The organism is Streptomyces griseoaurantiacus (assembly GCF_036189845.1).
GTDB classification, from domain to species: Bacteria; Actinomycetota; Actinomycetes; order Streptomycetales; family Streptomycetaceae; genus Streptomyces; species Streptomyces griseoaurantiacus.
Genome location: NZ_CP108326.1, coordinates 5,625,156 through 5,647,880 on the forward strand (window position 1 = coordinate 5,625,156; position 22,725 = coordinate 5,647,880).

Consider the following 22,725-nt stretch of genomic DNA (forward strand, 5'->3'; position numbering starts at 1 on the left):
GGGTCACCTGATGGGGTGAAGACCTGGGGGAAGAAGAGTCGGGGAACCTCCTGATCTGTCCATCCTTGGGGCATGCAGTCACGCAATGACCGTTCCCCCGTCGGCGGGGGTGCCGCCGAGGACCTTCCGGAGCACCCCGCACCCCGCGATCCGGTTCCCCCGGACGGGGGGCAGGGCCCGGCCGCCGGGTACGACGACCCCTGGTACGACGCGCTCGCCGCCGGCTGGGCGGAGGCGGACGGGGCGGGCCTCGCCGCGCGGGCGGTTCCGGCACCTCGGCGGGAACGTGAACGGGGCGTGGCGGAGGTCTATCTGGAGGTGCGGTCCAGCGCCGCCTTCCAGGAGGTGCGTCGGCGGTACCGCCGGTTCGTGATCCCGGGGGCTCTCGTCTTCCTCACCTGGTACGTGGGCTACGTGGTGGCCGCGACGTCCGCGCCGGGGCTGATGGCGCGTCCGGTGGCGGGCGCGGTGAACGTGGCGATGCTGGCGGGGCTCGGGCAGTTCCTCAGCACCTTCCTGCTCACCTGGGCCTACGCGCGGCACGCCCGGCTGCGCAGGGACCGGGCGGCTCTCGATCTGCGTTGGAGCACACAGGAGTTGACGAGGAGCAGCGAGGGCGGGCAACGGTGAACGGGCATCATCAGGCGCTGGCTCTGGCGCTGTTCAGCGCCTTCGTGGCCGTGACGCTGGCCATCACGACGTGGGTGAGCCGCAAGCGGCACGGCTCGGCGGAGGAGTTCTACGCCGGCGGGCGCCTCTTCTCGCCGATGGAGAACGGTTTCGCGCTCTCGGGCGACTATCTCTCCGCCGCCTCCTTCCTCGGCGTCACCGGGCTCATCGCGCTGTTCGGCTACGACGGGCTGCTGTACGTGGTGGGCTTCCTCGTCGCGTGGCTCGTGGTGCTGTTCTTCGTCGCCGAACTGGTGCGCAACTGCGGACGGTTCACGCTGGCCGACGTGGTGGCGGCACGCATGAGGGAGCGGCCGGTGCGCATCGCCGCGGGCACCTCCTCGGTGACGGTCTCGATCCTGTACCTGGTGGCGCAGATGGTGGGAGCGGGCAGTCTCGTGGCCCTCCTGCTCGGCGGCACCGGCGAGGCGGCCCGGTCCTGGACGGTCATCGGGGTAGGCGCGCTCATGGTGGTGTACGTGTCGTTCGGTGGCATGCGGGCCACCACGTGGATCCAGATCGTCAAGTCGGTGCTGATGCTCGGCGGAACGGTCGTGCTGACGGTGCTGGTGCTGCTCAGATTCCACGGCAACGTCGACGACCTCCTGCGCACCGCCACGGACCGCAGCGGGCACGGGAAGGCCTTCCTCGCGCCCGGGCTGAAGTACGGCGGCGGCTGGACCGCGCGGGCGGACTTCGTCAGCCTGGGCCTGGCACTGGTCCTGGGCACGGCGGGCCTGCCGCACATCCTCTCGCGGTTCTTCACCGTGCCGACGGCCCGGGCCGCGCGCCGTTCGGTGGTGTGGTCGGTGGGGCTGATCGGCGGTTTCTACCTGATGACGATCGTGCTCGGTTTCGGGGCCGCGGCACTGGTCGGACCCGAGGCGCTCAAGAAGTCCGACGCCTCCGGCAACACGGCGGTGCCCCTGCTCGCGCTCGACCTGGGCGGCGGGGCCGACACCACCGGGGGAACGGTGCTGTTCGCGGTGGTCGCCGCCGTCGCCTTCGCCACGATCCTCGCGGTGGTCGCCGGTATCACGCTGGCCTCCTCGGCCTCCGTGGCCCACGACCTCTACGCGGCCCTGCGCCGGCCCGGGGGACGGCAGCGCGGGGAGGTCGGCGTGGCGCGGGTAGCGGCGGTCGGCATCGGGGTCGTCGCGATCGCGCTCGGACTGCTCGCCCGCGATCTCAACGTGGCCTTCCTGGTGGGGCTCGCCTTCGCGGTCGCCGCCTCTGCGAACCTTCCGGTGCTGATGTACACGCTGTTCTGGCGCGGCTTCACCACGCGCGGCGCGGTCTGGGCCGTCTACGGGGGACTGGTGCCCGCCGTGCTGCTCGTCGTGCTGTCCCCGGTGGTCTCCGGCAGCTCCGACTCGCTGTTCCCCGGAGTCGACCTGCAGTACTTCCCGCTGCGGAACCCCGGCATCGTCTCCATCCCGCTCGGCTTCCTGGCCGGCTGGCTCGGCACGGTCACCTCGGCGGAACCCCCGGACGAGGCCAAGCACGCCGAGACCGAGGTCCGTTCACTCACCGGCGCCGGGGCGGTGTGAACCGCCGGGCGACCCGGCCCAACCCCGGCCGTCCGCCCCAAACCCCGGCCGTCCGGTCAGAACCCTGGCCGTCCGGTCAGCCCCGGCCGCCCGGCGACGGCCGCCGCGCTCCGCCGCCCACCCACCGCGCGGCCCGGGCTCGGAGCGTCATGGGGACCGCAGCGGCCACCGTCACGGTGCCACCCACGTGTACCGGTGTTCCGGGCGCCCCGTGTCGCCGTACTTCAGGGACAGGCTGAGCCGGCCCGCCTGTTCCAGGTGGCGCAGATAGCGCTGGGCGGTGGAGCGGCTCAGACCCGTCTCGGCGGCCACCTCGTGGGCCGACAGCGGGTGCCCGGCCCGGTGCAGCACGGTGCAGATGAGGTCGGTGGTCGGCTCCGAGTGGCCGCTGGGCAGCCCCTGGGCGGAGGGCACGGGCCCGGTACGCAGCGCGCCGAAGATCCGGTCCACCTGCTCCTGTCCCGCCGGGCCGTGACCGCCGACCCTCTCCACCGTCCGGCGCAGCGCGGCGTAGGACTCCAGGCGGGCGCGCAGCGCGGTGAAGGTGAACGGTTTCACCAGGTAGTGCAGCGCGCCCAGACGCATGGCCGCCCGCACCGTGGCGACGTCGCTCGCCGCCGTGATCATGATGACGTCGCTGCCGTGGCCGCGTTCGCGCATGCTGTGCACCACTTCGAGGCCCGTACGGTCGGGCAGGTAGTGGTCGAGCAGCACCAGGTCGACCGGGCAGCGCGCCACGGCCGCCAGGGCCTGCGCGCCGCTGTGCGCGTGCGCGGACACCCGGAAGCCGGGAACCTTCGCCACGTATCTGGCGTTGATCTCGGCGACACGGAAGTCGTCGTCGACCACCAGGACGTCAATCATCGAGCCTCTCCCTCAAGGCCGACGGGCGCGACGCCCGTGAGTTCGGCCCCCTGGTTGTAGCGCGAGCAGAACGAGCACAACAGGCCGCTGCAGGCAAAAGAACGTTCAGGGCGCAGAAGACTGCTGCGTGGCCCCCGTCACACCTACGGTCCTCGGCCATGAGCGCAGACATCGGCCCCGCCATCGAACTGCGGGGCGCCGGCAAGACCTTCACCACCCCCTCGGGGGGCCCGCACACCGCCGTCCGCGGGCTCGACCTCACCATCGGGCAGGGTGAGTTCGTGGCTGTCGTGGGCCCCACCGGCTGCGGCAAGTCGACCACGCTGACCCTCGTCAGCGGCCTGGAGGAGCCCACCGAGGGCGAGGTCCTCGTCTTCGGCCGCCCGGTACGGGGAGTCGGCGACAAGGTCGGCTTCGTCTTCCAGCAGGACGCCACCTTCCCCTGGCGCACGGTCCTGTCCAACGTCATGGCGGGCCCCCGCTTCCGCGGTGTGCCCAAGACGGAGGCGCGGCAGAAGGCGCGCGCCTGGCTGGAGCGGGTGGGCCTCGGCGCCTTCGAGGACCGCTACCCGCACCAGCTCTCCGGCGGCCAGCGCAAGCGCGTCGCCCTGGCCGCGACCTTCGTCAACGACCCCGAGATCCTGCTCATGGACGAGCCGTTCTCGGCGCTCGACGTGCAGACCAGGGCACTGATGTCGGACGAGTTGCTGGAGCTGTGGGGCGGCACCCGGGCCTCCGTCGTCTTCGTCACCCACGACCTGGAGGAGTCCATCGCCCTGGCCGACAAGGTCGTCGTGATGACGGCCGGGCCCGCCACCGTCAAGCGGGTCTACGACATCGACCTGCCACGGCCCCGCAAGGTGGAGGAGGTACGTCTGGAACCTCGGTTCGTCGAGATCTACCGCGAGATCTGGGAGTCCCTCGGCGAAGAGGTCCGCATCACCCGCGAGAGGGGTGTCGCCGATGTCGCCTGAGATCCTGCCCGAGACGGCGGTCGCGGCGCGCGCGGCCGAGAAGACCGGCGTGGACCGCTCCCCGGCACGCGCGCGTGCCGCACGCCGGCGCACACTGCTGGTCACCGCCGCCCGCGTCCTCGTCCTCGTTCTCGTCCTCGGCCTGTGGGAGCTGCTGTCCCGCACCGAGGTCATCGATCCGTTCAACTTCTCGATGCCCTCGAAGATCTGGGAGCAGACCTGGACCTGGATCACCCACGGCACGGCACTCGGCTCGCTCGGCGAGCAGATCTGGTACACGCTGCAGGAGGCGCTGCTCGGCTGGGTGTTCGGGGTCGTCGCGGGTGTCGTCCTCGGCATCGCGCTGGGTCGGATCGCCTTCCTCGCCGACATCCTCGGGCCCTACATCAAGGTGCTCAACTCGATCCCCCGGATCGTCCTTGCCCCGATCTTCGTCATCTGGTTCGGGCTCGGTCCCGCCTCCAAGATCGCCTCGGCCGTGGTCCTCGTCTTCTTCCCGGTCTTCTTCAACGCCTTCCAGGGGGCCCGCGAGGTCGACCGCAACCTGGTCGCCAATGCCCGCATCCTCGGGGCCGGCGACCGCCGGGTGACCTTCCAGGTCGTCATCCCCTCGGCCACCTCCTGGATCTTCACCAGCCTCCACGTCAGCTTCGGCTTCGCCCTGATCGGCGCCATCGTCGGCGAGTACATCGGGGCCACCAAGGGCATCGGGCTGCTCGTCGCCCAGTCCCAGGGCACGTTCAACGCGGCCGGTGTGTACGCGGCGATGGTCATCCTCGCCGCGGTCGCCCTCGTCGCCGAAGGGCTGCTCACCTTCGCCGAGCGCCGCATCTTCCGCTGGAAGCCGCCCGCGGACGGCCGCTGAACCGGCCCGGCACGCCCCGCCCCGTTCTCCCGGCACGCCACAGCCAGCCCTCCGCGCCCGCTCGCGCCCCCTCCCCGCACCACCTCACGAAGGACGTGAACCACCATGCGCACGCACCGACCCGTCCGCTACGCCGCCCTCGCCACCGCCGCCCTGCTCGCCCTCACCTCGCTCACCGCCTGTGCCGACGACGCCTCCGGCACGGCCTCGGGCTCCGGCGGCAAGGGGGACGGCAAGGGAGTCAAGGTCAAGATCATGGTCGGTGGTCTGGACAAGGTCATCTACCTGCCCGCGATGCTCACCCAGCGGCTCGGCTACTTCGACGCGGAGGGCCTCGACGTCGAGATGCTGAGCGAGCCTGCCGGGGTGCAGGCCGAGACCGCGCTCGTCTCCGGGCAGGTCCAGGGCGCCGTCGGCTTCTACGACCACACCCTCGACCTGCAGACCAAGGGCAAGCACGTGGAGTCCGTCGTGCAGTTCTCGCGGGCACCCGGCGAGGTGGAGGTCGTCTCCAAGAAGCACGCCGGCGACATCACCTCGCCCAAGGACTTCAAGGGCCGCAAGCTCGGCGTGACGGGCCTCGGTTCCTCGACGGACTTCCTCAGCAAGTACCTCGCGGTCAGAGCGGGCGTGAAGGTGAGCGAGTTCAGCCCGGTGGCCGTCGGGGCGGGACCCACGTTCATCTCGGCCCTGCAGAAGGGGTCCATCGACGCCGGGATGACCACGGACCCGACCGTCGCCCAGATCCTGAGCAAGGACCTCGGCAAAGTCCTCCTCGACATGCGTACCCCGCAGGGCTCCAAGGAGGCGCTCGGCGGCCCGTACCCCTCGTCGAGCCTGTACATGCAGACCGAGTGGGTCGACGGCCACAAGGACACCGTCCAGAAGCTGGCCAACGCCTTCGTCAGGACCCTGAAGTGGATGTCCACGCACAGCGCGGCGCAGATCGCGGACAAGATGCCCGCCGACTACTCCCAGGGGGACAAGAAGCTCTACGCGGGCGCGATCGAGAGCACCCTGCCCATGTTCACCAAGGACGGCGTGATGCCGCCGGAGGGACCGGCCACCGTGGAGCGGGTCCTCAAGGCGTTCAACCCCAACATCAAGAACGCGACGATCGACCTGGACAGGACGTACACCACGGAGTTCGTGAAGAAGGCCACCGGCTGAGCGGGCGCCCGCGCGGCCCTCACCCCGGCGACGGCCGCGCGGGCGTCGGTCACCCTCACCCGGGCTCCTCGGAGAGCGCCTCCGGAAGGACCACCGTGAACTCGGCGCCGCCGCCCTCCGCCTCGTCCACGCGGACGCAGCCGCCCTGCCGCTCGGCCAGGCGGCACACCAGGGAGAGGCCGATACCGCGCTTTCCGTGGGCCGGTGGCCGCTTCGTGGACCATCCGTCGGTGAAGATCAGTTCCCGACGGTCCGCCGGAACGCCCGGGCCGGTGTCGCGGACCCGGAGCACCGCCGTACGCCCCTCGGCGCGCAGCTCGACCTCCACGCGGGCGTGCCGCGTCCCGGCGACGGCGTCCAGGGCGTTGTCCACCAGGTTGCCGACGACGGTGACCAGGCCCCTGGGGTCGATCAGCCGGTCCGGCAGCAGGGTCCCGTCCGCGACCCACAGGGCCACCCCGCGCTCCGCCGCGACGGTCGCCTTGCCGACCAGCAGGGCCGCGAGGAGCGGGTCGTGGACCTTCTCGGTCACCTGCTCCGCCGTGACCCGGTGCTCGCCGACGACCTCCCCGACGAACTCGACCGCGTCCTCGTACATCTCCAGTTCGAGCAGGCCGAGAAGGGTGTGCATCCGGTTGGCGTGCTCGTGGTCCTGGGCGCGCAGGGCGTCGATGAGCCCCCGCGTGGAGTCCAGTTCGCGCCCGATCCGCTCCAGCTCCGTACGGTCGCGCAGGGTCGCGACGGCGCCGCCGTCCTCCGTGGGCATGCGGTTGGCGAGCAGCACGCGGGGGCCGCGCACCGTCAGCAGGTCGGTGCCGGTGACCCGCCCGGCCAGCACGTCCGTGGTGCGCCCGGCGCCGAGCGCCTCGTCGAGGGGACGCCCGAGGGCCTCCTCGCCGATGCCCAGCAGCCGCCGCGCCTCGTCGTTGAGCAGGCGGACACGCCCGGCCCGGTCCAGGGCGACGACGCCCTCCTTGATGCCGTGCAGCATCGCCTCCCGCTCCGAGAGCAGGGCGGATATGTCGGAGAACGCGAGGTCGCGGGTCTGCCGCTGGACCCGCCGGGAGATCAGGTACGCGGCCAGCGCGCCGATCGCCAGGGCCGCCCCGGCGTAGGCGAACAGCCCGGGTATCGCGTGCACGAGCTTGGCGCGGACGCTGTTGTACTCGATGCCCACCGAGACGGCGCCGATGATCCGCCCCTCCGCGTCCCGCAGCGGCACCTTGCCCCGGGCTGAGCGGCCCAGGGTGCCGCGGTCGATCCCCATGACCTCCCTGCCGGCCAGAGCCCCGCTCGGGTCGGTCGAGACGACCTCGCCGATCCGGCCGGGATCGGTGTGCGACCAGCGCACCCCGTGCAGGTTCATCACCACCACGTACTCCGCCCCGCTGGCCCGCCGGATGCGTTCCGCCTCCTGTTGGACGGGTCCCCCGGGTGTCGGCAGGGAGGTCCGGAAGTCCTCGGCGAGCTGCGGCTGGGCGGCGGTGGTCTGGGCGATGGCGAGGGCCCGCCGCATCGCCTGCTCGTCGAGCTGCTTGCCGAGCGGGGCGAGGAAGAGACCGGTGGCGAGCACGGCGACGCCCGCGGCGACCGCGACCTGCATCAGAAGGAGCTGCGAGAACATGCGCCGCGGCAGGCCGAGGCGCAGCCGTCGTACGGGTGTACGGGGACTCATGGGCACGACGGTACGGTCCGCGTGCGCCGCGTCCCAGGGAGCGCGGTGGGGGAATCGTGCAGGGTGGGGCGCCGGGGCGCCCCGGTGCGTCACAGCGCGCGGGGAGCGTGCGCACGGCCCGCGCGCCCCGGGACGGACGTCAGCGCCGGCCGGGACCCGATGCCCTCGCCGGGTGCAGCGCGCGCACCGCCTCGACGTCCATCCGCGTGGGGGAGCCCAGAACCGAGCCGCAGCTCTCCGGCCGGGGCGGCGAGGAGGCGCCCTGGACCACGGTGACCCGCCAGAGGCGGCCGTCCGCGTGGGCGACGGTGACCTCCCAGAGGGGGGCCTCGCCCTCGGTCCGGGTCACGGTGAGCGCGTCCGCCGCGTGGATGCCGGTGCGCGCGCGGACGGCGAGTTCGGCGGCCTGGGCGGGCCGCTCCCAGGCGGAGCCGCCCCGGCACCCCTCCAGCACGATCCGCCCCTCGCGCACGCCCCGGAGCGCGTCCCGCACCAGCGGCGCCGTGGCCCGCCCGTAGGCGTAGCCGTAGGGGAGGACCAGCACCGTGGGGGCGAAGCGGTGGCCGCCCAGGTGGGTGACCTCCCAGGTGCCCGGCACACCGGCGGCGGCCAGTTCGCCGGCCAGCGGCCGGCCGAGGAGGGCGCAGCACCGGTCACGCTTGCCGTTGGTGCACACCAGGGCCAGCGGATCACCGGTGTGCGGGCGGCCCGCCAGGGCGTCGTCGAAGGTGCGCGGGTCTCCCGCGCCGAGCGCCGCGAAGTCCAGGTCGAGAAGGTGTGCGGGGTCGGTGACGGTGGCGCCGTGCAGCCAGGAGCGGCCGGGCACGGTGTGGGCGGCGTACACCTGCCGCACGGTGGAGGTGTCGGTCTCCTCGGTGCGCACCTGCGCGCCCGGGTCCGGGTCGGCATGGCGGCCGGGGCGGCGGATCAGTGCGAGGCGCACGCCCGTGCCCTTCGCGGCGGCCTCCAGGGCGCGGCCGAGCCGCTGGTCCAGCTGGCTCGACGTGAGGGCCTTGACGCCCCAGGGGCCGGGCTGTTCGAGGAGCAGCCAGGTCCGCGCGGTGGCGGCGGTGCCGGCGAGGGGCTCGTCGAGGGCCTGGGACGCGGTGGTGCACGTACTCACAGAGGTGAGCCTAACCTGACTTGCCCGGTGGTGCCGTCCGGGGCCGCCCCGGCGCCCCCCCGGGGGGACGAGCCTGGCGGCCGGGCCCCCGGGAGTCCCGGCGAGGCACGCGTTCGACGCGGGGGGCTCGCCGGGGGCGGTTCACGCGTCCGGGATCTGGGCCTTCGCGCGCAGCAGTGTGTCGCGGGTGATGACCACGATGCGTTCGTAGTCGGCGCGGGACGCGTCGGGGGGAAGTTCGGCGTCGAGTTGCGCGGTTGCCTCGGTGCCGATGACGGCGAAGTTGCCGTCGTTCAGCTCGAAGATGTCGGGGCAGCTCTGCCCGGTCGCGCTGCCGCGCTCCCGGGGCGAGGCGCCGATGCGACGCACGATCTTCAAGTCCGTTCCTAGCCTGGTGAGAGGGCGGGTCGCCACGGATGCCCGGGACGCCTGCGGCACGGGGGCCGCACAGAAAAAGCAGTTCGCGGCAGGTTTGACTCCGGCGAACTGCGGGTAGAATAGCGCCCCTCACCACAGGCGCCTTCACGCGGACTTCCGTGGTTGACGAAGAGCAACCCGCCTCACTCGGATGGCGGTTCGCCCACCACCCACCATTCCTCGTGCTCGCCGTCCTCCTGTTCGGCGACCAGCGCGTCCATGTCGCGCACCAGGGCGTCCATCATCCTGCCGATCCGCGCCTCCTCCGACCACGCGGGCAGGCTGTCGCGGTGCCTGCGGGTCGCCTGCCAGTACTCCCGGAAGACCGCGTTGCGGCACATCATCCGTACGTGGCCGTACAGCTCGGCCAGGCTCAGGGCCCCGATGCGGTGGAAGTACAGCGCGTTGACGTACAGGGCGTTGGCGAAGAGGTACTGGCGCTGCCGCTCCGCCGGGACCTCGTCGTCGTAGGTGTCCAGGACGGCGGCGAGCGCGGGGTCGTCCATGGCCTTGCACAGCAGGTCGAAGTGGAGCCGGTGCTGTTCCACGAGTGCCGCACGCCGTCGTTTCCGGCCGTACCGCTCGGTGACGGTGCGTCCGGCCGCGGCCAGAGTGTCTCTGGTCGCGGATCGGAGCCTCCGTATCGCCGAGGTCTGTGCGGTCATGTGCAACCCCCGATTCCAGGCGGCCGTGCGCCGGCCGTCGGATGCGGGAGGGCTGACGGGGACCGGCGAGCGGTGGGCGACGCTTGCCGTCTCCAGGGTGCATAGGAGCACTGATCGGCGGGGAGGCGGAAACAAGGCGCACAGGGGGAAGCGAGGGTCGCACGGACCGGCGCCAAGCGGAACGTCTGCCCCGCGCACGCCGCGCACCGGCGCACACCCCGGGGCGTGCCGAAGGGCTCGTATCCTGGTACGGCAGCGCAGTTCTCGCGCGTGTTCCGGAGTTGTCCGGGACGCGCGCCGGCACGGAGGGGTCGCACGGTGGACCAGAGCCCGGTGAACCGGAGCCCGAGCCGTCGGCAGGTACCGGTCGTGGTCCTCGCCGGGTTCCTCGGCTCCGGCAAGACCACCCTGCTCAACCATCTGCTGCACCACAGCGGGGGCAGCCGCATCGGTGCCGTCGTCAACGACTTCGGGTCGGTCGAGATCGACGCCATGGCCGTGGCGGGGGCACTCGGCGACTCCACCGTCTCGCTCGGCAACGGCTGCCTGTGCTGTGCCGTCGACGCGAGCGAGCTCGACGCCTATCTGGAGCGGCTGACCCGGCCCTCGGTCGGCGTCGACGTGATCGTCATCGAGGCCAGCGGGCTCGCCGAACCGGGGGAACTGGTGCGGATGGTGCTCGCCGGGGAGAACCCCGACGTCGTCTACGGCGGGCTCGTCGAGGTGGTCGACGCCGCCGAGTTCGAATCCACCCGCTCCCGGCACCCCGAGATCGACCGGCACCTCGCCCTCGCCGACCTGGTCGTCGTCAACAAGCTGGACCGGGCCGCCGCGGACGGCGCCGGGGCGCGCGTGCTGGAGACCGTACGGGAGCTCACCGACCGGGCCGCCGTCGTCCCCGCCTCCTACGGGCGCGTCGACCCCGAGTTCCTCTTCGACTGCCGGCCCTCCGAGGAACGCCTCGGGCAGCTCTCCTTCGACGACCTCCCCCGGGAGGACGAGGACCACGCCGCCCACCCGCACTCCGGCTACGACACGCTGTCCTTCGTCTCCGGTGTGCCGCTCGACCCGCAGCGGCTGCTGGCCTTCCTCGACAGCCGCCCCGAGGGCCTGTACCGCATCAAGGGGTACGTCGACTTCGGCGCCCACGACCGCCGCAACCGCTACGCCGTGCACGCGGTCGGGCGGTTCCTGCGCTTCACCCCGGAACCCTGGCCGGACGCCCGGGCCGGAGCCGCAGCCGGAGCCGGATCCGCAGTCGGAGCACGGGCCGGGGCGGAGACCGGGGGCCGGCTGACCCAGCTCGTGCTGATCGGTACCGGTCTCGACGCGCCCGCGCTGCGCAAGGAACTCCAGGCCTGCGAGGACGGCTCGCCGGACATCGACGAGCACGCCCTGTGGGGCGTCCTGCGCTATGTGCCGGACCCGGAGGAGGCCCCGGGCGCACGGGGCCTGGACGGACCGGCCCCGGACCCACTGACCCCGGACCCACTGGATCCGGACGCACCCGACGCGGACGCCCCCGACGTAGACCTGCGGGGCCCGGACGGCGGTCCGGGCCCCGAACGCCCCCTCGACTAGGCGAACACCCTCTCGGCCGGGCGAACCCGTCCGCCGGGCCGGGCGAACGCCCCCTCCGCCGGGCGAACGCCCCCTCCGTCAGGCCGGGCCCGCCACCACCGCCACCGTCTTCGCCAGGGACACCCCCGAGCCGTCGCGGCGCGGGTCGATCTCCGGCAGTTCGGCCGGCGCCCCGTTCTTCTGGGCCGCCCGCGCCGGGGTCGGACCCGCCCAGGCGAAGGACAGGCAGTCCTCGCCCTTGAGGAACCGCTGGCAGCGCACGCCGCCCGTCGCCCGCCCCTTGCGCGGGTACTGATCGAACGGTGTGGCCTTGGCCGTCGTCTGCACGGAGTCGTCCAGCGTGCCGCGCGATCCGGCGACCGTGAAGACCACCGCGTCGGCGGCCGGATCCACCGCCGTGAAGGAGATGACCTTGGCCCCCTGGGTGAGCTTGATGCCCGCCACGCCGCCGGCCGGGCGGCCCTGCGGGCGCACCTGGGAGGCCTGGTAGCGCAGGAGCTGGGCGTCGTCCGTGATGAAGACCAGGTCCTCCTCGCCGGTGCGCAGTTCGGCGGCGCCGACGATCCGGTCGCCCTCCTTGAGGGTGATGACCTCCAGCTCCTCCTTGTTGGAGGGGTAGTCGGGCACCACCCGCTTGACGACCCCCTGTTCGGTGCCGAGCGCCAGGCCGGGGGAGGACTCGTCCAGCGTGGTCAGGCACACCACCGTCTCGTCCGCGTCCAGGGAGACGAACTCCGCCAGCGGGGCGCCGCCCGAGAGGTTGGGCGTGCCCGTCTGCTCCGGGAGCTGGGGCAGATCGACCACGTTGACCCGCAGCAGCCGGCCGGCCGAGGTCACCACGCCCACCTCACCACGGGCCGTCGCCGGGACCGCGGAGACGATCAGGTCGTGCTTGACGCGGCGGCCCTTGCCGTCGTCGGCGAAGGGGTTGGCGTCCGCCGTCCGTGCCAGCAGCCCCGTCGAGGACAGCAGCACCCGGCACGGGTCGTCCGCCACCTGCAGCGGCACGGCGGCCGGCGCACCCGAGGACTCCAGCAGGACCGTGCGCCGGTCGGTGCCGAACTTCTTCGAAACGGCGGCCAGTTCGGCGGAGACCAGCTTGCGCAGCTCCGCGTCGGAGTCCAGGATCCGGGTCAGCTCCGCGATCTCGGCGTTCAGCCGCTCCTTCTCCGACTCCAGCTCGATCCGGTCGAATTTGGTCAGCCGGCGCAGCGGCGTGTCCAGGATGTACTGCGTCTGCACGTCGGACAGTGCGAACCGCTCGATCAGGCGCTCCTTGGCCTGTGCGGAGTTCTCGCTGGAGCGGATCAGGCGGATCACCTCGTCGATGTCCACCAGGGCGGTGAGCAGACCCTCGACCAGGTGCAGGCGGTCGCGCCGCTTGCCGCGCCGGAACTCGCTGCGCCGCCGCACCACGTCGAACCGGTGGTCGAGGTAGACCTCCAGCAGTTCCTTCAGACCCAGCGTCAGCGGCTGGCCGTCGACGAGGGCCACGTTGTTGATGCCGAAGGACTCCTCCATGGCGGTCAGCTTGTAGAGCTGCTCCAGGACCGCCTCCGGCACGAAGCCGTTCTTGATCTCGATGACCAGGCGCAGGCCGTGCTCGCGGTCGGTGAGGTCCTTGACGTCGGCGATGCCCTGGATCTTCTTGGCGCCGACCAGATCCTTGATCTTGGAGATGACCTTCTCCGGACCGACCGCGAAGGGCAGTTCGGTGACGACGAGGCCCTTGCGGCGGGCCGTGACCGTGTCGATCTCCACCGTGGCGCGGATCTTGAAGGTGCCCCGGCCCGAGGCGTACGCGTCCCGGATGCCGGACAGCCCGACGATCCGGCCGCCGGTGGGCAGGTCGGGGCCCGGGACGTGCTTCATCAGGGCGTCCAGGTCCGCGTTCGGATAGCGGATCAGATGCCGGGCGGCGGCGATCACCTCGCGCAGGTTGTGCGGCGGCATGTTCGTGGCCATGCCGACCGCGATCCCGGAGGCGCCGTTGACCAGCAGGTTGGGGAAGGCGGCGGGCAGCGCCACCGGTTCCTGCTCCTGGCCGTCGTAGTTCGGCCCGAAGTCGACGGTGTCCTCCTCGATGGACTCCGTCATCAGGCTCGTCGCCTCGGCCATCCGGCACTCGGTGTACCGCATGGCGGCCGGCGGGTCGTCATTGCCCAGCGAGCCGAAGTTGCCGTGGCCGTCGACCAGCGGGACGCGCATCGAGAAGGGCTGCGCCATGCGGACCAGGGCGTCGTAGATCGACGCGTCGCCGTGCGGGTGCAGCTTGCCCATGACCTCCCCGACGACGCGGGCGCACTTGACGTAGCCGCGGTCGGGCCGCAGCCCCATCTCGTTCATCTGGTAGACGATGCGGCGGTGCACCGGCTTGAGGCCGTCCCGGGCGTCGGGGAGGGCGCGCGAGTAGATGACCGAGTACGCGTACTCGAGGAAGGAGCCCTGCATCTCGTCGACGACGTCGATGTCGAGGATCCGCTCCTCGTACGAGTCGTCGGGCGGCGGGGTCTTGGTGCTGCGGCGGGCCATCGCTGCCGGCTCCTTGTGTGGGCGTGGGCGGGATCTGATGCGGACCATTGTGGACCGGGGGACCGACAACGTGTCGCGGGACCCGGCCCGGAGGCCCGCGGCCGTGCTCCCGGACCCGCCCACCGGGGGTGCCGGCGGCGGCCGGGCGGGTACCCGCGCACCCGTGGGTGAGCCGCGCACCGGCGTGGCCCCGCGCCCTCTGCGAGGGCACATACAGTGGCAGGATTGGCACAACTCCGCGGTTGGTCACAGCCGCTTCTCGTGAGTGAAGGGACGTACATGCCCATGGGTCACACGGCCACCGCCGAGGCAGGCTCCGGCGGCCTGACAGCGACCGAACACCGTCTGGCCAACGGTCTGCGCGTGGTGCTCTCCGAGGACCACCTGACCCCGGTCGCGGCGGTGTGCCTCTGGTACGACGTCGGCTCGCGCCACGAGGTCGAGGGACGCACCGGCCTGGCTCACCTCTTCGAGCACCTGATGTTCCAGGGCTCTGGACAGGTGAAGGGCAACGGCCACTTCGAACTGGTGCAGGGCGCCGGCGGCTCCCTCAACGGCACCACGAGCTTCGAACGCACCAACTACTTCGAGACCATGCCCGCCCACCAGCTGGAGCTCGCCCTCTGGCTGGAGGCCGACCGCATGGGCTCGCTGCTGGCCGCCCTGGATGAGGAGTCCATGGAGAACCAGCGGGACGTCGTCAAGAACGAGCGCCGCCAGCGCTACGACAACGTCCCCTACGGCACCGCCTTCGAGCGGCTGACCGCGCTCGCCTATCCCGAGGGCCACCCCTACCACCACACCCCGATCGGCTCGATGGCCGACCTGGACGCGGCCACGCTGGAGGACGCCCGCGCGTTCTTCCGCACCTACTACGCGCCCAACAACGCGGTGCTCTCGATCGTCGGCGACATCGACCCGGAGCAGACGCTCGCCTGGGTCGAGAAGTACTTCGGCTCCATCGCCTCGCACGACGGCAAGCCCGCCCCGCGCGACGGCTCCCTCCCCGACGTCATCGGCGGGGAACTGCGCGAGGTCGTCGAGGAGGAGGTCCCGGCCCGCGCGCTCATGGCCGCCTACCGCCTCCCGGAGGACGGCACGCGGGCGGCGGACGCCGCCGACCTGGCCCTGACCGTCCTCGGCGGCGGCGAGTCCTCCCGGCTGTACAACCGCCTGGTCCGCCGGGACCGCACCGCCGTCGCCGCCGGCTTCGGCCTGCTCCGTCTCGCCGGGGCGCCCTCCCTGGGCTGGCTGGACGTGAAGACCTCCGGCGACGTCGAGGTGCCCGTCATCGAGACGGCCGTCGACGAGGAGCTCGCCCGGTTCGCCGAGGAGGGCCCCACCGCCGAGGAGATGGAGCGCGCCCAGGCGCAGCTCGAACGCGAGTGGCTGGACCGGCTCGGCACGGTCGCCGGACGCGCCGACGAACTGTGCCGGTACGCCGTCCTGTTCGGCGACCCGCAGCTCGCCCTGACCGCCGTCCGGCGCGTCCTGGAGGTCACCCCCGAGGAGGTCCGGGACGTCGCCCGGGCCCGGCTGCGACCCGACAACCGCGCGGTGCTCGTCTACGAGCCGGTCGCCCCCGAAGCGGCCGAAGCCACCGACGAGGCAGCCGAAGCCACCGACGAGAACGAGGAGTCGGCGAAGTGACCGAGCTCGCGACCATGGAGTTCCACCCGCAGCCCCGGCCCGGCGAGGCGAAGCCCTGGGCGTTCCCCGCGCCCGAGCGCGGCACCCTGGACAACGGCCTGACGCTGCTGCGCTGCCACCGCCCCGGCCAGCAGGTCGTCGCCGTGGAGATCCTCCTCGACGCGCCCCTGGAGGCCGAGCCGCAGGGCCAGGAGGGCGTCGCCACCCTCATGGCGCGCGCCTTCTCCGAGGGCACCGACAAGCACTCCGCCGAGGAGTTCGCCGCCGAGCTGGAGCGCTGCGGCGCCACCCTCGACGCGCACGCCGACCACCCCGGTGTGCGGCTCTCCCTGGAGGTGCCCGTCTCGCGGCTCGCCAAGGCGCTCGGCCTGCTCGCCGACGCGCTGCGCGCCCCCGCCTTCGACGACGGCGAGATCGAGCGCCTGGTGCGCAACCGGCTCGACGAGATCCCGCACGAGACCGCCAACCCGGCCCGCCGCGCGGCCAAGGAGCTGTCCCGGCAGCTCTTCCCGGCCGACTCCCGGATGTCCCGGCCCCGCCAGGGCACCGAGGAGAGCGTCTCGGCCATCGACTCCGCCGCCGTCCGCGCCTTCTACGAGCGGCACGTACGGCCCGCGACCGCGACCGCGGTGGTCGTCGGCGACCTCACCGGCTTGGACCTCGACGCGCTGCTCGCGGACACGCTCGGCGCGTGGACCGGCGCGCCCGGACAGCCGCGCCCGGTGCCCCCGGTGACGGCCGACGACACCGGCCGGGTGATCGTCGTGGACCGCCCCGGAGCCGTCCAGACGCAGCTCCTCATCGGCCGTGTCGGGGCCGACCGGCACGATCGTGTGTGGCCCGCCCAGGTCCTCGGCACGTACTGCCTCGGCGGCACCCTCACCTCGCGGCTCGACCGCGTGCTGCGCGAGGAGAAGGGCTACACCTACGGAGTGCGGGCCTTCGCCCAGGTGCTGCGCTCCGCGCCCGACGGCAGCGGCGCGGCGATGCTCGCCATCAGCGGCTCCGTGGACACCCCGAACACCGGTCCCGCCCTCGACGACCTGTGGAAGGTGCTGCGCACCCTGGCGGCGGAGGGCCTGACCGACGCCGAGCGCGATGTGGCCGTGCAGAACCTGGTGGGCGTCGCCCCGCTGAAGTTCGAGACCGCGGCCGCCGTCGCGAGCTCGCTCGCCGACCAGGTCGAGCAGCACCTGCCGGACGACTACCAGGCGACGCTGTATCAGCAGCTCGCCGCCACCGGCACGGTGGAGGCGACAGCCGCCGTCGTCAACGCCTTCCCGGGGGACCGCCTGGTGACGGTCCTGGTGGGCGACGCCGAGCAGATCGTGGAGCCCGTCCGTGCCCTGGGCATCGGCGAGGTCACCGTGGTGGCCGCCGAGTAGCGCGCCTCCCGCGGCGACGTGGTGGGCCGGGCCCCGGTGACCCGAGAGGTCGCCGGGGCCTTCCGCGTGCCGGGGCCGGCGCTTCGCCCGCCCCCTGAAGGCCGCTCAGGGGCGCGAGTTTGTCCGTATTGCCACAGGAGAGAGCGCTTCGCTCATGTGGGATACGCAACAAAACCGTTACCTCGTTTGCCCGCTGAAACGCCGTCCGCTTAGCGTCTTCCCGGCTGTCCGTCAGGCAGCGCGCCGCATCCGCGGCAGCGGGCAGCCATCGCCGAGTCCCCCTACGGCGCGAGCCCGGGGGAGCCGGGGACCCACGTCCCTGGGGTGAATCGGGCGCCCCCGCAAAGGGTGTCCGTAGGAGACCTTCCTGCTCCGAACCCGTCAGCTAACCCGGTAGGCGAGAAGGAAGGAAAGGACAAGCCCCTTCATGGCGTTCACCCGCGCCCCTGGGAAGCACCGCCGCGCCGACCGCACGAAGCGCACGACGACCGGCGCCGTGGGCGTCGCGGCCCTCGCGACCACCGGCGTCGTCGGCACCCTCGCCGGCTCCGCGGTCGCCGCCGAGCCGCCCGCCTCGGTCGGGCAGACCGGCCTCCTGCGGGCCGCCGGCATCGGCGAGAGCGTCGCCGCCCGGATCGACGCCCAGGCGCTCGCCCAGGAGAAGGCCGCCGCCCGCAAGGCCGCCGAGGAGGCCGCCCGCAAGGAGGCCGCCGCGAAGGCCGAGCGGGCCCGTGAGGCCAAGGAGCGCGCCGCCCGCGAGGCGGAGCGCAAGCGGCTCAACACCTTCGTCATGCCGATCACCGGTTCCTACGTCTCCACCGGCTACCAGGCCAGCAGCTCGCTGTGGTCCTCCGGCAGCCACACCGGCATCGACTTCCACGCCGCCACCGGCACCTCCGTGCACGCCGTCGGCGCCGGCACCGTCGTGGAGACGGGCTGGGGCGGGGCGTACGGCAACCAGGTCGTCATCAAGATGAACGACGGCACCTACACCCAGTACGGCCACCTGTCGTCCATCGGCGTCACGGTGGGCCAGCAGGTCACGGCCGGCCAGCAGATCGCCCTGTCCGGCGCGACCGGCAACGTCACGGGCCCGCACCTGCACTTCGAGGCCCGCACGACCGCGGAGTACGGCTCGGACATCGACCCGGTGGCGTACCTGCGCGGACACGGCGTCAACGTCTGAGGCGCACGCACCGACACATACCCGCCACGACGGCCCCGGCTCACGCAGCCGGGGCCGTCGCCGTTTTTGTCCCGCCGCTGTCCAAAAAATAACCATGGATCAGGGATCGCCGTCGGAAATTCCTCCCGTCTGCAATAGAGTCGGACGAGCAATGCGCCGGCCGACGGTGTTTGCACGGAAATCAGGCGGAGGTCGGACATGCGTATTCCGGCGCACTCGGTATGCACGGCGATCCGTGAGGACATCGTCGCCGGTGTCCACGAACGCGGGAGCCGGCTCACCGAGGAGGTCCTCGCCAGACGCTACGGCGTCTCCCGCGTCCCCGTGCGCGAGGCGCTGCGCACGCTGGAGGCCGAGGGGTTCGTGGTCACCCGCCGGCACGCGGGCGCCTGCGTGGCCGAGCCCACCGGGCAGGAGGCCGCCGACCTGCTGGACATGCACGTCCTGCTGGAACCGCTCGGCGCCGCACGGGCCGCCCAGCGGCGCACCGAGGCGCATCTGAAGGTGCTGCGCGGCCTGGTCAGACTGGGCCGGGAGCGGGCCGGCCAGGGCAGCAGCGAGGACCTGCGCTCCCTGGACGGCTGGTTCCACGACACGCTGGCCCAGGCCGCCGGGAGCCCGGCGCTCAGCAGCACCCTGGCCCAGCTCCGGCACAAGATCGCCTGGATGTACGTGGCCGGGGCGCCGGCGGACCCGGTGACCGACTGGGCGGAGCACGCCGCCGTCGTCGACGCGATCGCCCGCGGCGACGGCGAACGCGCCCGCACCCTCACCGCCCGGCACACCGAACGCGCGGCCGCCGCCCACCGCCTGCGCCCCGCCCCGACGGGAGCGGACGTGAGCACTTCGCAACAAGCCGTAAACATTGCGAGCCCGCGGAATTAACGCGCGCGCCGTATACAAAGGGGAGCGAATGGGAGGAGCGGGCCTCCTTTTCTTTTCCGCTGCCCTTATTCGTGTCCGTCCGCGCCCGTGAATTGAACGGCCGACGGAAAAGCGCGAGAGCGGGGGAGAGCGGAGCGGCAAAGGGAAAAGCGAGAGCCGCGCCGCCTCGAGGGCGACGCGGCTCCACCGCACCGGGACGAGCGCTCAGACCGTCTCGGGAAGCTCCTCGAGGCCGTCGGCGACGAGCTTGGCCAGGCGGTCGAGGGCCTCGTCGGCGCCCGCGGCGTCGGAGGCGAGGACGACCTCCTCGCCGCCCTGGACGCCCAGACTGAGCACGGCCAGCATCGAGCCGGCGTTGACGGGGGTGCCACCCGCCTTGGTGATCGTCACGGGGACGCCGGTGGCGCTGGCCGCCCGGACGAAGATGGAGGCGGGGCGGGCGTGGAGGCCCTCGGCCCAGCCGATGTTGACGCGGCGCTCAGCCATGGTGATGCAGCCCTTCAGGTGTGTGCCAGGTTGTCTAGACCACTGCCCAGTGTTCCACACGGTGGCTCCCCGGCGTGCGGTCGGCTCCGGGACGCGTGCTTGTCGGTGCCGGGCCGTACGCTGGGGCCCATGCAGAGCCCGTCGGACCGGCACGAGTATCCCGCCCACTGGGAGGCCGACGTGGTGCTGCGCGACGGCGGCACCGCGCGGATCCGGCCCATCACGGTGGACGATGCCGAGCGCCTGGTCAGCTTCTACGAACAGGTGTCCGAGGAGTCGAAGTACTACCGCTTCTTCGCCCCGTACCCGCGGCTGTCCGCCAAGGACGTGCACCGCTTCACCCACCACGACTTCGTCGACCGCGTGGGGCTCGCGGCCACGGTCGGGGGCGAGTTCATCGCCACCGTGCGCTACGACCGCATCGACGCCGAGGGCCGCCCCGCCACCGGACCTGCCGACGAGGCCGAGGTCGCCTTCCTGGTGCAGGACGCGCACCAGGGCCGGGGCGTCGCCTCCGCTCTCCTGGAGCACATCGCGGCGGTCGCCCGCGAGCGCGGCATCCGCCGCTTCGCCGCCGAGGTGCTGCCCGCCAACACCCGGATGATCAAGGTGTTCACGGACGCCGGATACACCCAGAAGCGCAGCTTCGAGGACGGCGTCGTCCGCCTGGAGTTCGACCTGGAGCCGACCGACCGCTCGCTGGCCGTGCAGCGCGCCCGGGAACAGCGCGCCGAGGCCCGGTCCGTGCACCGGCTCCTCGCGCCCGGCTCGGTCGCGGTCGTCGGCGTCGGCCGGGCCCCCGGCGGGGTGGGCCGCAGTGTGCTGGGCCACCTCAGGGACGCCGGGTTCACCGGGCGGCTGCACGCCGTCAACACGGCCTTCGCCGAGGACCTCGAGGAGATCGACGGGGTGCCCGCGCACCGCTCCGTGCGCGAGATCGACGGCCCGGTCGACCTCGCCGTCGTCGCCGTCTCCGCCGAGCGGGTCCCCGACGTGGTCGCGGCGTGCGGCGAACACGGCGTGCAGGGCCTGATCGTCCTCTCCGCCGGATACGCCGAGAGCGGTCCCGAAGGGCGCGAACGGCAGCGCGCGCTGGTCCGCCATGCGCGGACGTACGGCATGCGCATCATCGGCCCCAACGCCTTCGGCGTCGTCAACACCTCGCCGGAGGTCCGCCTCAACGCCTCCCTGGCGCCCGAGATGCCCCGCCCCGGCCGGATCGGCATGTTCGCCCAGTCCGGTGCCATCGGCATCGCCCTGCTCTCCCGGCTGCACCGGCGCGGCGGGGGCGTCACCGGGGTGACCGGCGTCTCGACGTTCGTCTCGGCCGGCAACCGCGCCGACGTCTCCGGCAACGACGTGCTCCAGTACTGGTACGACGACCCGGACACCGACGTCGCCCTCATGTACCTGGAGACCATCGGCAACCCCCGCAAGTTCACCCGGCTCGCCCGGCGCACCGCCGCGGTCAAGCCCCTGGTGGTGGTCCAGGGCGCCCGGCACGGCGGCACCCCGACCGGTCACGCGGTACGCGGCACCCGGCTGCCGCACGCCACGGTGTCCGCGCTGCTGCGGCAGGCCGGGGTCATCCGCGTCGACACCATCACCGAACTGGTCGACGCCGGACTGCTGCTCGCCCGGCAGCCCCTCCCCGCGGGCCCCCGGGTGGCGATCCTCGGCAACTCGGAGTCGCTGGGCCTGCTGACCTACGACGCCTGCCTGGCCGAGGGGCTGCGGCCGCTGCCCCCGCTGGACCTGACCACGGGCGCGAGCGCGGAGGACTTCCACGCCGCCCTGTCCCACGCGCTCGCCGACCCCGGCTGCGACGCCGTGGTCGTCACGGCCATCCCCACGGTGGGGGAGGACGCCTCGGCGGACGCCGCCCTGGCCGAGGCCCTCCGCTCCGCCGCGAGCGAAGCCCCCGCGAAGCCGGTCATGGTGGTCCACGTCGAACTGGGCGGCCTGGCGGAGGCCCTCTCGGCGGCGGCCGGCACGGGCCCCCAGCCCTCCGCACCCCCTGCGCCCGCCCTCCCGCAGCCGCCGGACCACCCGCCCGCCGCGCACACCACGAGGCCCGCCCCCGCCGCACCCCCCTCCCCGCAGCCGCCCCGCGCCGTCCCCGCGCCGCCCGCGGGCTCCCGGCTCATCCCCGCCTACCCCGCCGCCGAACGGGCCGTACGGGCCCTCGCCGAGGCCGTGCGGTACGCCCAGTGGCGCCGGGAATCGGCCGAACCGGGCCGGGTGCCCGAGTACGAGGACATCGACGAGAAGGGCGCCGCCCGGCTCATCACCCGGCTCCTCAGCGACGGCCAGGGACGCACCCTCGACCCCGACCGCACCTGCGACCTGCTCGCCGCCTACGGCATCCACGTGCACCGCGCGCTGCCCGCCCCCACCCTCGCCGCCGCCACCGAGGCCGCCCGCACGATCGGCTACCCCGTCGCCCTCAAGGCCACCGCCCCGCACCTGCGGCACCGCGCCGACCTCGGCGGCGTCCGCCTCGACCTCGCCGACGAGGGGCAACTGCGCCACGCGTACACCGAGCTGACCGAGCTGTTCGGCGGCCCCGAGGAGCTGCGCCCGGTCGTGCAGGGCATGGCACCGCGCGGCGTCGACACCGTCGTACGGGCGGTCATCGACCCCGCCGCCGGGGCCGTGCTGTCCTTCGGGCTCGCCGGGGCGGCCTCGCAGCTCCTCGGCGACACCGCGCACCGGCTGGTCCCGGTCACCGACCGGGACGCCTCCTCGCTCGTGCGCGCGATCCGCACCGCACCGCTGCTGTTCGGCTGGCGCGGCTCGGCCCCCGTGGACACCCCGGCGCTGGAGGAACTCATGCTGCGCCTGTCCCGTCTGGTCGACGACCACCCCGAGGTCGTCGCCGTCACCCTGGAACCGGTCGTGGTCGCCCCGCACGGGGCCAGCGTGCTCGGCGCCACCCTGCGACTCGCGCCCCCGCCCGCCCGCGACGACCTCGGCCCCCGCACCCTGCCGGTCTACTGACCGGTACACCGGCGGGCCGGGGCTCCCGGGAGGGCGGTGACGAGCGGT

General features: G+C 73.0%; 18 protein-coding genes and 1 riboswitch. Of the genes, 11 read left to right on the plus strand and 7 right to left on the minus strand.

Going from position 1 to position 22,725, the window contains the following annotated elements:
- Nucleotides 1-72: 72 nt before the first annotated feature.
- Nucleotides 73-630: a DUF485 domain-containing protein gene (locus OHB09_RS25015; protein WP_328922557.1), complete on the plus strand. Its 558-nt coding sequence runs from the start codon at nt 73-75 to the stop codon at nt 628-630.
- Nucleotides 627-2,219, plus strand: coding sequence for a solute symporter family protein (locus OHB09_RS25020; protein ID WP_328922558.1), 1,593 nt, complete (start codon nt 627-629; stop codon nt 2,217-2,219). The genes OHB09_RS25015 and OHB09_RS25020 overlap by 4 nt, the downstream gene beginning before the upstream one ends.
- 171 nt (nt 2,220-2,390) lie before the next feature.
- Here OHB09_RS25020 and OHB09_RS25025 read toward each other — a convergent pair whose 3' ends face one another.
- Nucleotides 2,391-3,083, minus strand: coding sequence for a response regulator (locus OHB09_RS25025; RefSeq protein ID WP_006142621.1), 693 nt, complete (start codon nt 3,081-3,083; stop codon nt 2,391-2,393).
- A 158-nt stretch (nt 3,084-3,241) separates the two neighbouring features.
- Here OHB09_RS25025 and OHB09_RS25030 point away from each other — a divergent pair, with 158 nt between their 5' ends.
- From OHB09_RS25030 to OHB09_RS25040, 3 genes are all read left to right on the plus strand, one after another.
- Nucleotides 3,242-4,057, plus strand: a complete 816-nt coding sequence (locus OHB09_RS25030; protein WP_006142622.1) for an ABC transporter ATP-binding protein — start codon at nt 3,242-3,244, stop codon at nt 4,055-4,057.
- Nucleotides 4,047-4,922, plus strand: a complete 876-nt coding sequence (locus OHB09_RS25035) for an ABC transporter permease (RefSeq protein ID WP_167795138.1) — start codon at nt 4,047-4,049, stop codon at nt 4,920-4,922. Before OHB09_RS25030 ends, OHB09_RS25035 begins: the two co-directional genes overlap by 11 nt.
- Before the next feature lie 105 nt (nt 4,923-5,027).
- A complete protein-coding gene (locus OHB09_RS25040) occupies nt 5,028-6,092 on the plus strand; it encodes an ABC transporter substrate-binding protein (RefSeq protein ID WP_328922559.1) in 1,065 nt (354 codons plus the stop codon).
- Nucleotides 6,093-6,147: 55 nt separating this feature from the next.
- Here OHB09_RS25040 and OHB09_RS25045 read toward each other — a convergent pair whose 3' ends face one another.
- From OHB09_RS25045 to OHB09_RS25060, 4 genes are all read right to left on the minus strand, one after another.
- Nucleotides 6,148-7,767: a sensor histidine kinase gene (locus OHB09_RS25045; RefSeq protein ID WP_040896467.1), complete on the minus strand. Its 1,620-nt coding sequence runs from the start codon at nt 7,765-7,767 to the stop codon at nt 6,148-6,150.
- A gap of 139 nt (nt 7,768-7,906) precedes the next feature.
- Complete coding sequence (locus tag OHB09_RS25050) at nt 7,907-8,890, minus strand: sucrase ferredoxin (protein ID WP_006142626.1); 984 nt, start codon at nt 8,888-8,890, stop codon at nt 7,907-7,909.
- A 141-nt stretch (nt 8,891-9,031) separates the two neighbouring features.
- Nucleotides 9,032-9,268 (minus strand): hypothetical protein, encoded by a 237-nt coding sequence (locus tag OHB09_RS25055; RefSeq protein ID WP_006142627.1) that lies wholly within the window; start codon nt 9,266-9,268, stop codon nt 9,032-9,034.
- A 182-nt stretch (nt 9,269-9,450) separates the two neighbouring features.
- Nucleotides 9,451-9,972, minus strand: a complete 522-nt coding sequence (locus OHB09_RS25060) for a DUF6082 family protein (protein ID WP_040896468.1) — start codon at nt 9,970-9,972, stop codon at nt 9,451-9,453.
- 318 nt (nt 9,973-10,290) lie between these two features.
- Here OHB09_RS25060 and OHB09_RS25065 point away from each other — a divergent pair, with 318 nt between their 5' ends.
- On the plus strand, nt 10,291-11,553 hold the full coding sequence (locus OHB09_RS25065; protein WP_309486335.1) for a CobW family GTP-binding protein: 1,263 nt from the start codon (nt 10,291-10,293) through the stop codon (nt 11,551-11,553).
- A 78-nt stretch (nt 11,554-11,631) separates the two neighbouring features.
- Here the strand turns inward: OHB09_RS25065 and OHB09_RS25070 are convergent, their stop codons facing one another.
- A complete protein-coding gene (locus OHB09_RS25070; protein WP_234527749.1) occupies nt 11,632-14,085 on the minus strand; it encodes a DNA gyrase/topoisomerase IV subunit A in 2,454 nt (817 codons plus the stop codon).
- A gap of 279 nt (nt 14,086-14,364) precedes the next feature.
- On the opposite strand from OHB09_RS25070, the gene OHB09_RS25075 reads away from it, so the two are divergent.
- The 4 genes from OHB09_RS25075 (at nt 14,365) to OHB09_RS25090 (ending at nt 19,191) form a co-directional block, all read left to right on the plus strand.
- On the plus strand, nt 14,365-15,735 hold the full coding sequence (locus OHB09_RS25075; protein WP_093594116.1) for a M16 family metallopeptidase: 1,371 nt from the start codon (nt 14,365-14,367) through the stop codon (nt 15,733-15,735).
- The gene (locus OHB09_RS25080) at nt 15,732-17,120 is read left to right on the plus strand and encodes a M16 family metallopeptidase (RefSeq protein WP_006142633.1); all 1,389 of its coding nucleotides are present in this window, start codon (nt 15,732-15,734) and stop codon (nt 17,118-17,120) included. Before OHB09_RS25075 ends, OHB09_RS25080 begins: the two co-directional genes overlap by 4 nt.
- A 259-nt stretch (nt 17,121-17,379) precedes the next feature.
- Nucleotides 17,380-17,534: riboswitch (cyclic di-AMP (ydaO/yuaA leader) on the plus strand.
- Nucleotides 17,535-17,547: 13 nt separating this feature from the next.
- The gene (locus OHB09_RS25085) at nt 17,548-18,306 is read left to right on the plus strand and encodes a M23 family metallopeptidase (protein ID WP_006142634.1); all 759 of its coding nucleotides are present in this window, start codon (nt 17,548-17,550) and stop codon (nt 18,304-18,306) included.
- 198 nt (nt 18,307-18,504) lie between these two features.
- Nucleotides 18,505-19,191, plus strand: coding sequence for a GntR family transcriptional regulator (locus OHB09_RS25090; RefSeq protein ID WP_006142635.1), 687 nt, complete (start codon nt 18,505-18,507; stop codon nt 19,189-19,191).
- 204 nt (nt 19,192-19,395) lie between these two features.
- On the opposite strand, the gene OHB09_RS25095 is transcribed toward OHB09_RS25090, so the two are convergent.
- Entirely contained in the window at nt 19,396-19,677 is a 282-nt protein-coding gene (locus OHB09_RS25095) for an HPr family phosphocarrier protein (RefSeq protein WP_006142636.1), read from the minus strand.
- 129 nt (nt 19,678-19,806) lie between these two features.
- On the opposite strand from OHB09_RS25095, the gene OHB09_RS25100 reads away from it, so the two are divergent.
- Nucleotides 19,807-22,677, plus strand: a complete 2,871-nt coding sequence (locus tag OHB09_RS25100; RefSeq protein ID WP_328922560.1) for a bifunctional acetate--CoA ligase family protein/GNAT family N-acetyltransferase — start codon at nt 19,807-19,809, stop codon at nt 22,675-22,677.
- The last annotated feature ends 48 nt before the right edge of the window (nt 22,678-22,725 follow it).

Bases quoted from the DNA above. Each gene is read 5' to 3' on its own strand.
- OHB09_RS25070 (WP_234527749.1), bottom strand. From the start codon at position 14,085: ATGGCCCGCCGCAGCACCAAGACCCCGCCGCCCGACGACTCGTACGAG.
- OHB09_RS25025 (WP_006142621.1), bottom strand. From the start codon at position 3,083: ATGATTGACGTCCTGGTGGTCGACGACGACTTCCGTGTCGCCGAGATC.
- OHB09_RS25040 (WP_328922559.1), top strand. From the start codon at position 5,028: ATGCGCACGCACCGACCCGTCCGCTACGCCGCCCTCGCCACCGCCGCC.
- OHB09_RS25060 (WP_040896468.1), bottom strand. From the start codon at position 9,972: ATGACCGCACAGACCTCGGCGATACGGAGGCTCCGATCCGCGACCAGA.
- OHB09_RS25085 (WP_006142634.1), top strand. From the start codon at position 17,548: ATGGCGTTCACCCGCGCCCCTGGGAAGCACCGCCGCGCCGACCGCACG.
- OHB09_RS25030 (WP_006142622.1), top strand. From the start codon at position 3,242: ATGAGCGCAGACATCGGCCCCGCCATCGAACTGCGGGGCGCCGGCAAG.
- OHB09_RS25075 (WP_093594116.1), top strand. From the start codon at position 14,365: ATGCCCATGGGTCACACGGCCACCGCCGAGGCAGGCTCCGGCGGCCTG.
- OHB09_RS25045 (WP_040896467.1), bottom strand. From the start codon at position 7,767: ATGAGTCCCCGTACACCCGTACGACGGCTGCGCCTCGGCCTGCCGCGG.
- OHB09_RS25095 (WP_006142636.1), bottom strand. From the start codon at position 19,677: ATGGCTGAGCGCCGCGTCAACATCGGCTGGGCCGAGGGCCTCCACGCC.
- OHB09_RS25090 (WP_006142635.1), top strand. From the start codon at position 18,505: ATGCGTATTCCGGCGCACTCGGTATGCACGGCGATCCGTGAGGACATC.
- OHB09_RS25100 (WP_328922560.1), top strand. From the start codon at position 19,807: ATGCAGAGCCCGTCGGACCGGCACGAGTATCCCGCCCACTGGGAGGCC.
- OHB09_RS25015 (WP_328922557.1), top strand. From the start codon at position 73: ATGCAGTCACGCAATGACCGTTCCCCCGTCGGCGGGGGTGCCGCCGAG.
- OHB09_RS25035 (WP_167795138.1), top strand. From the start codon at position 4,047: ATGTCGCCTGAGATCCTGCCCGAGACGGCGGTCGCGGCGCGCGCGGCC.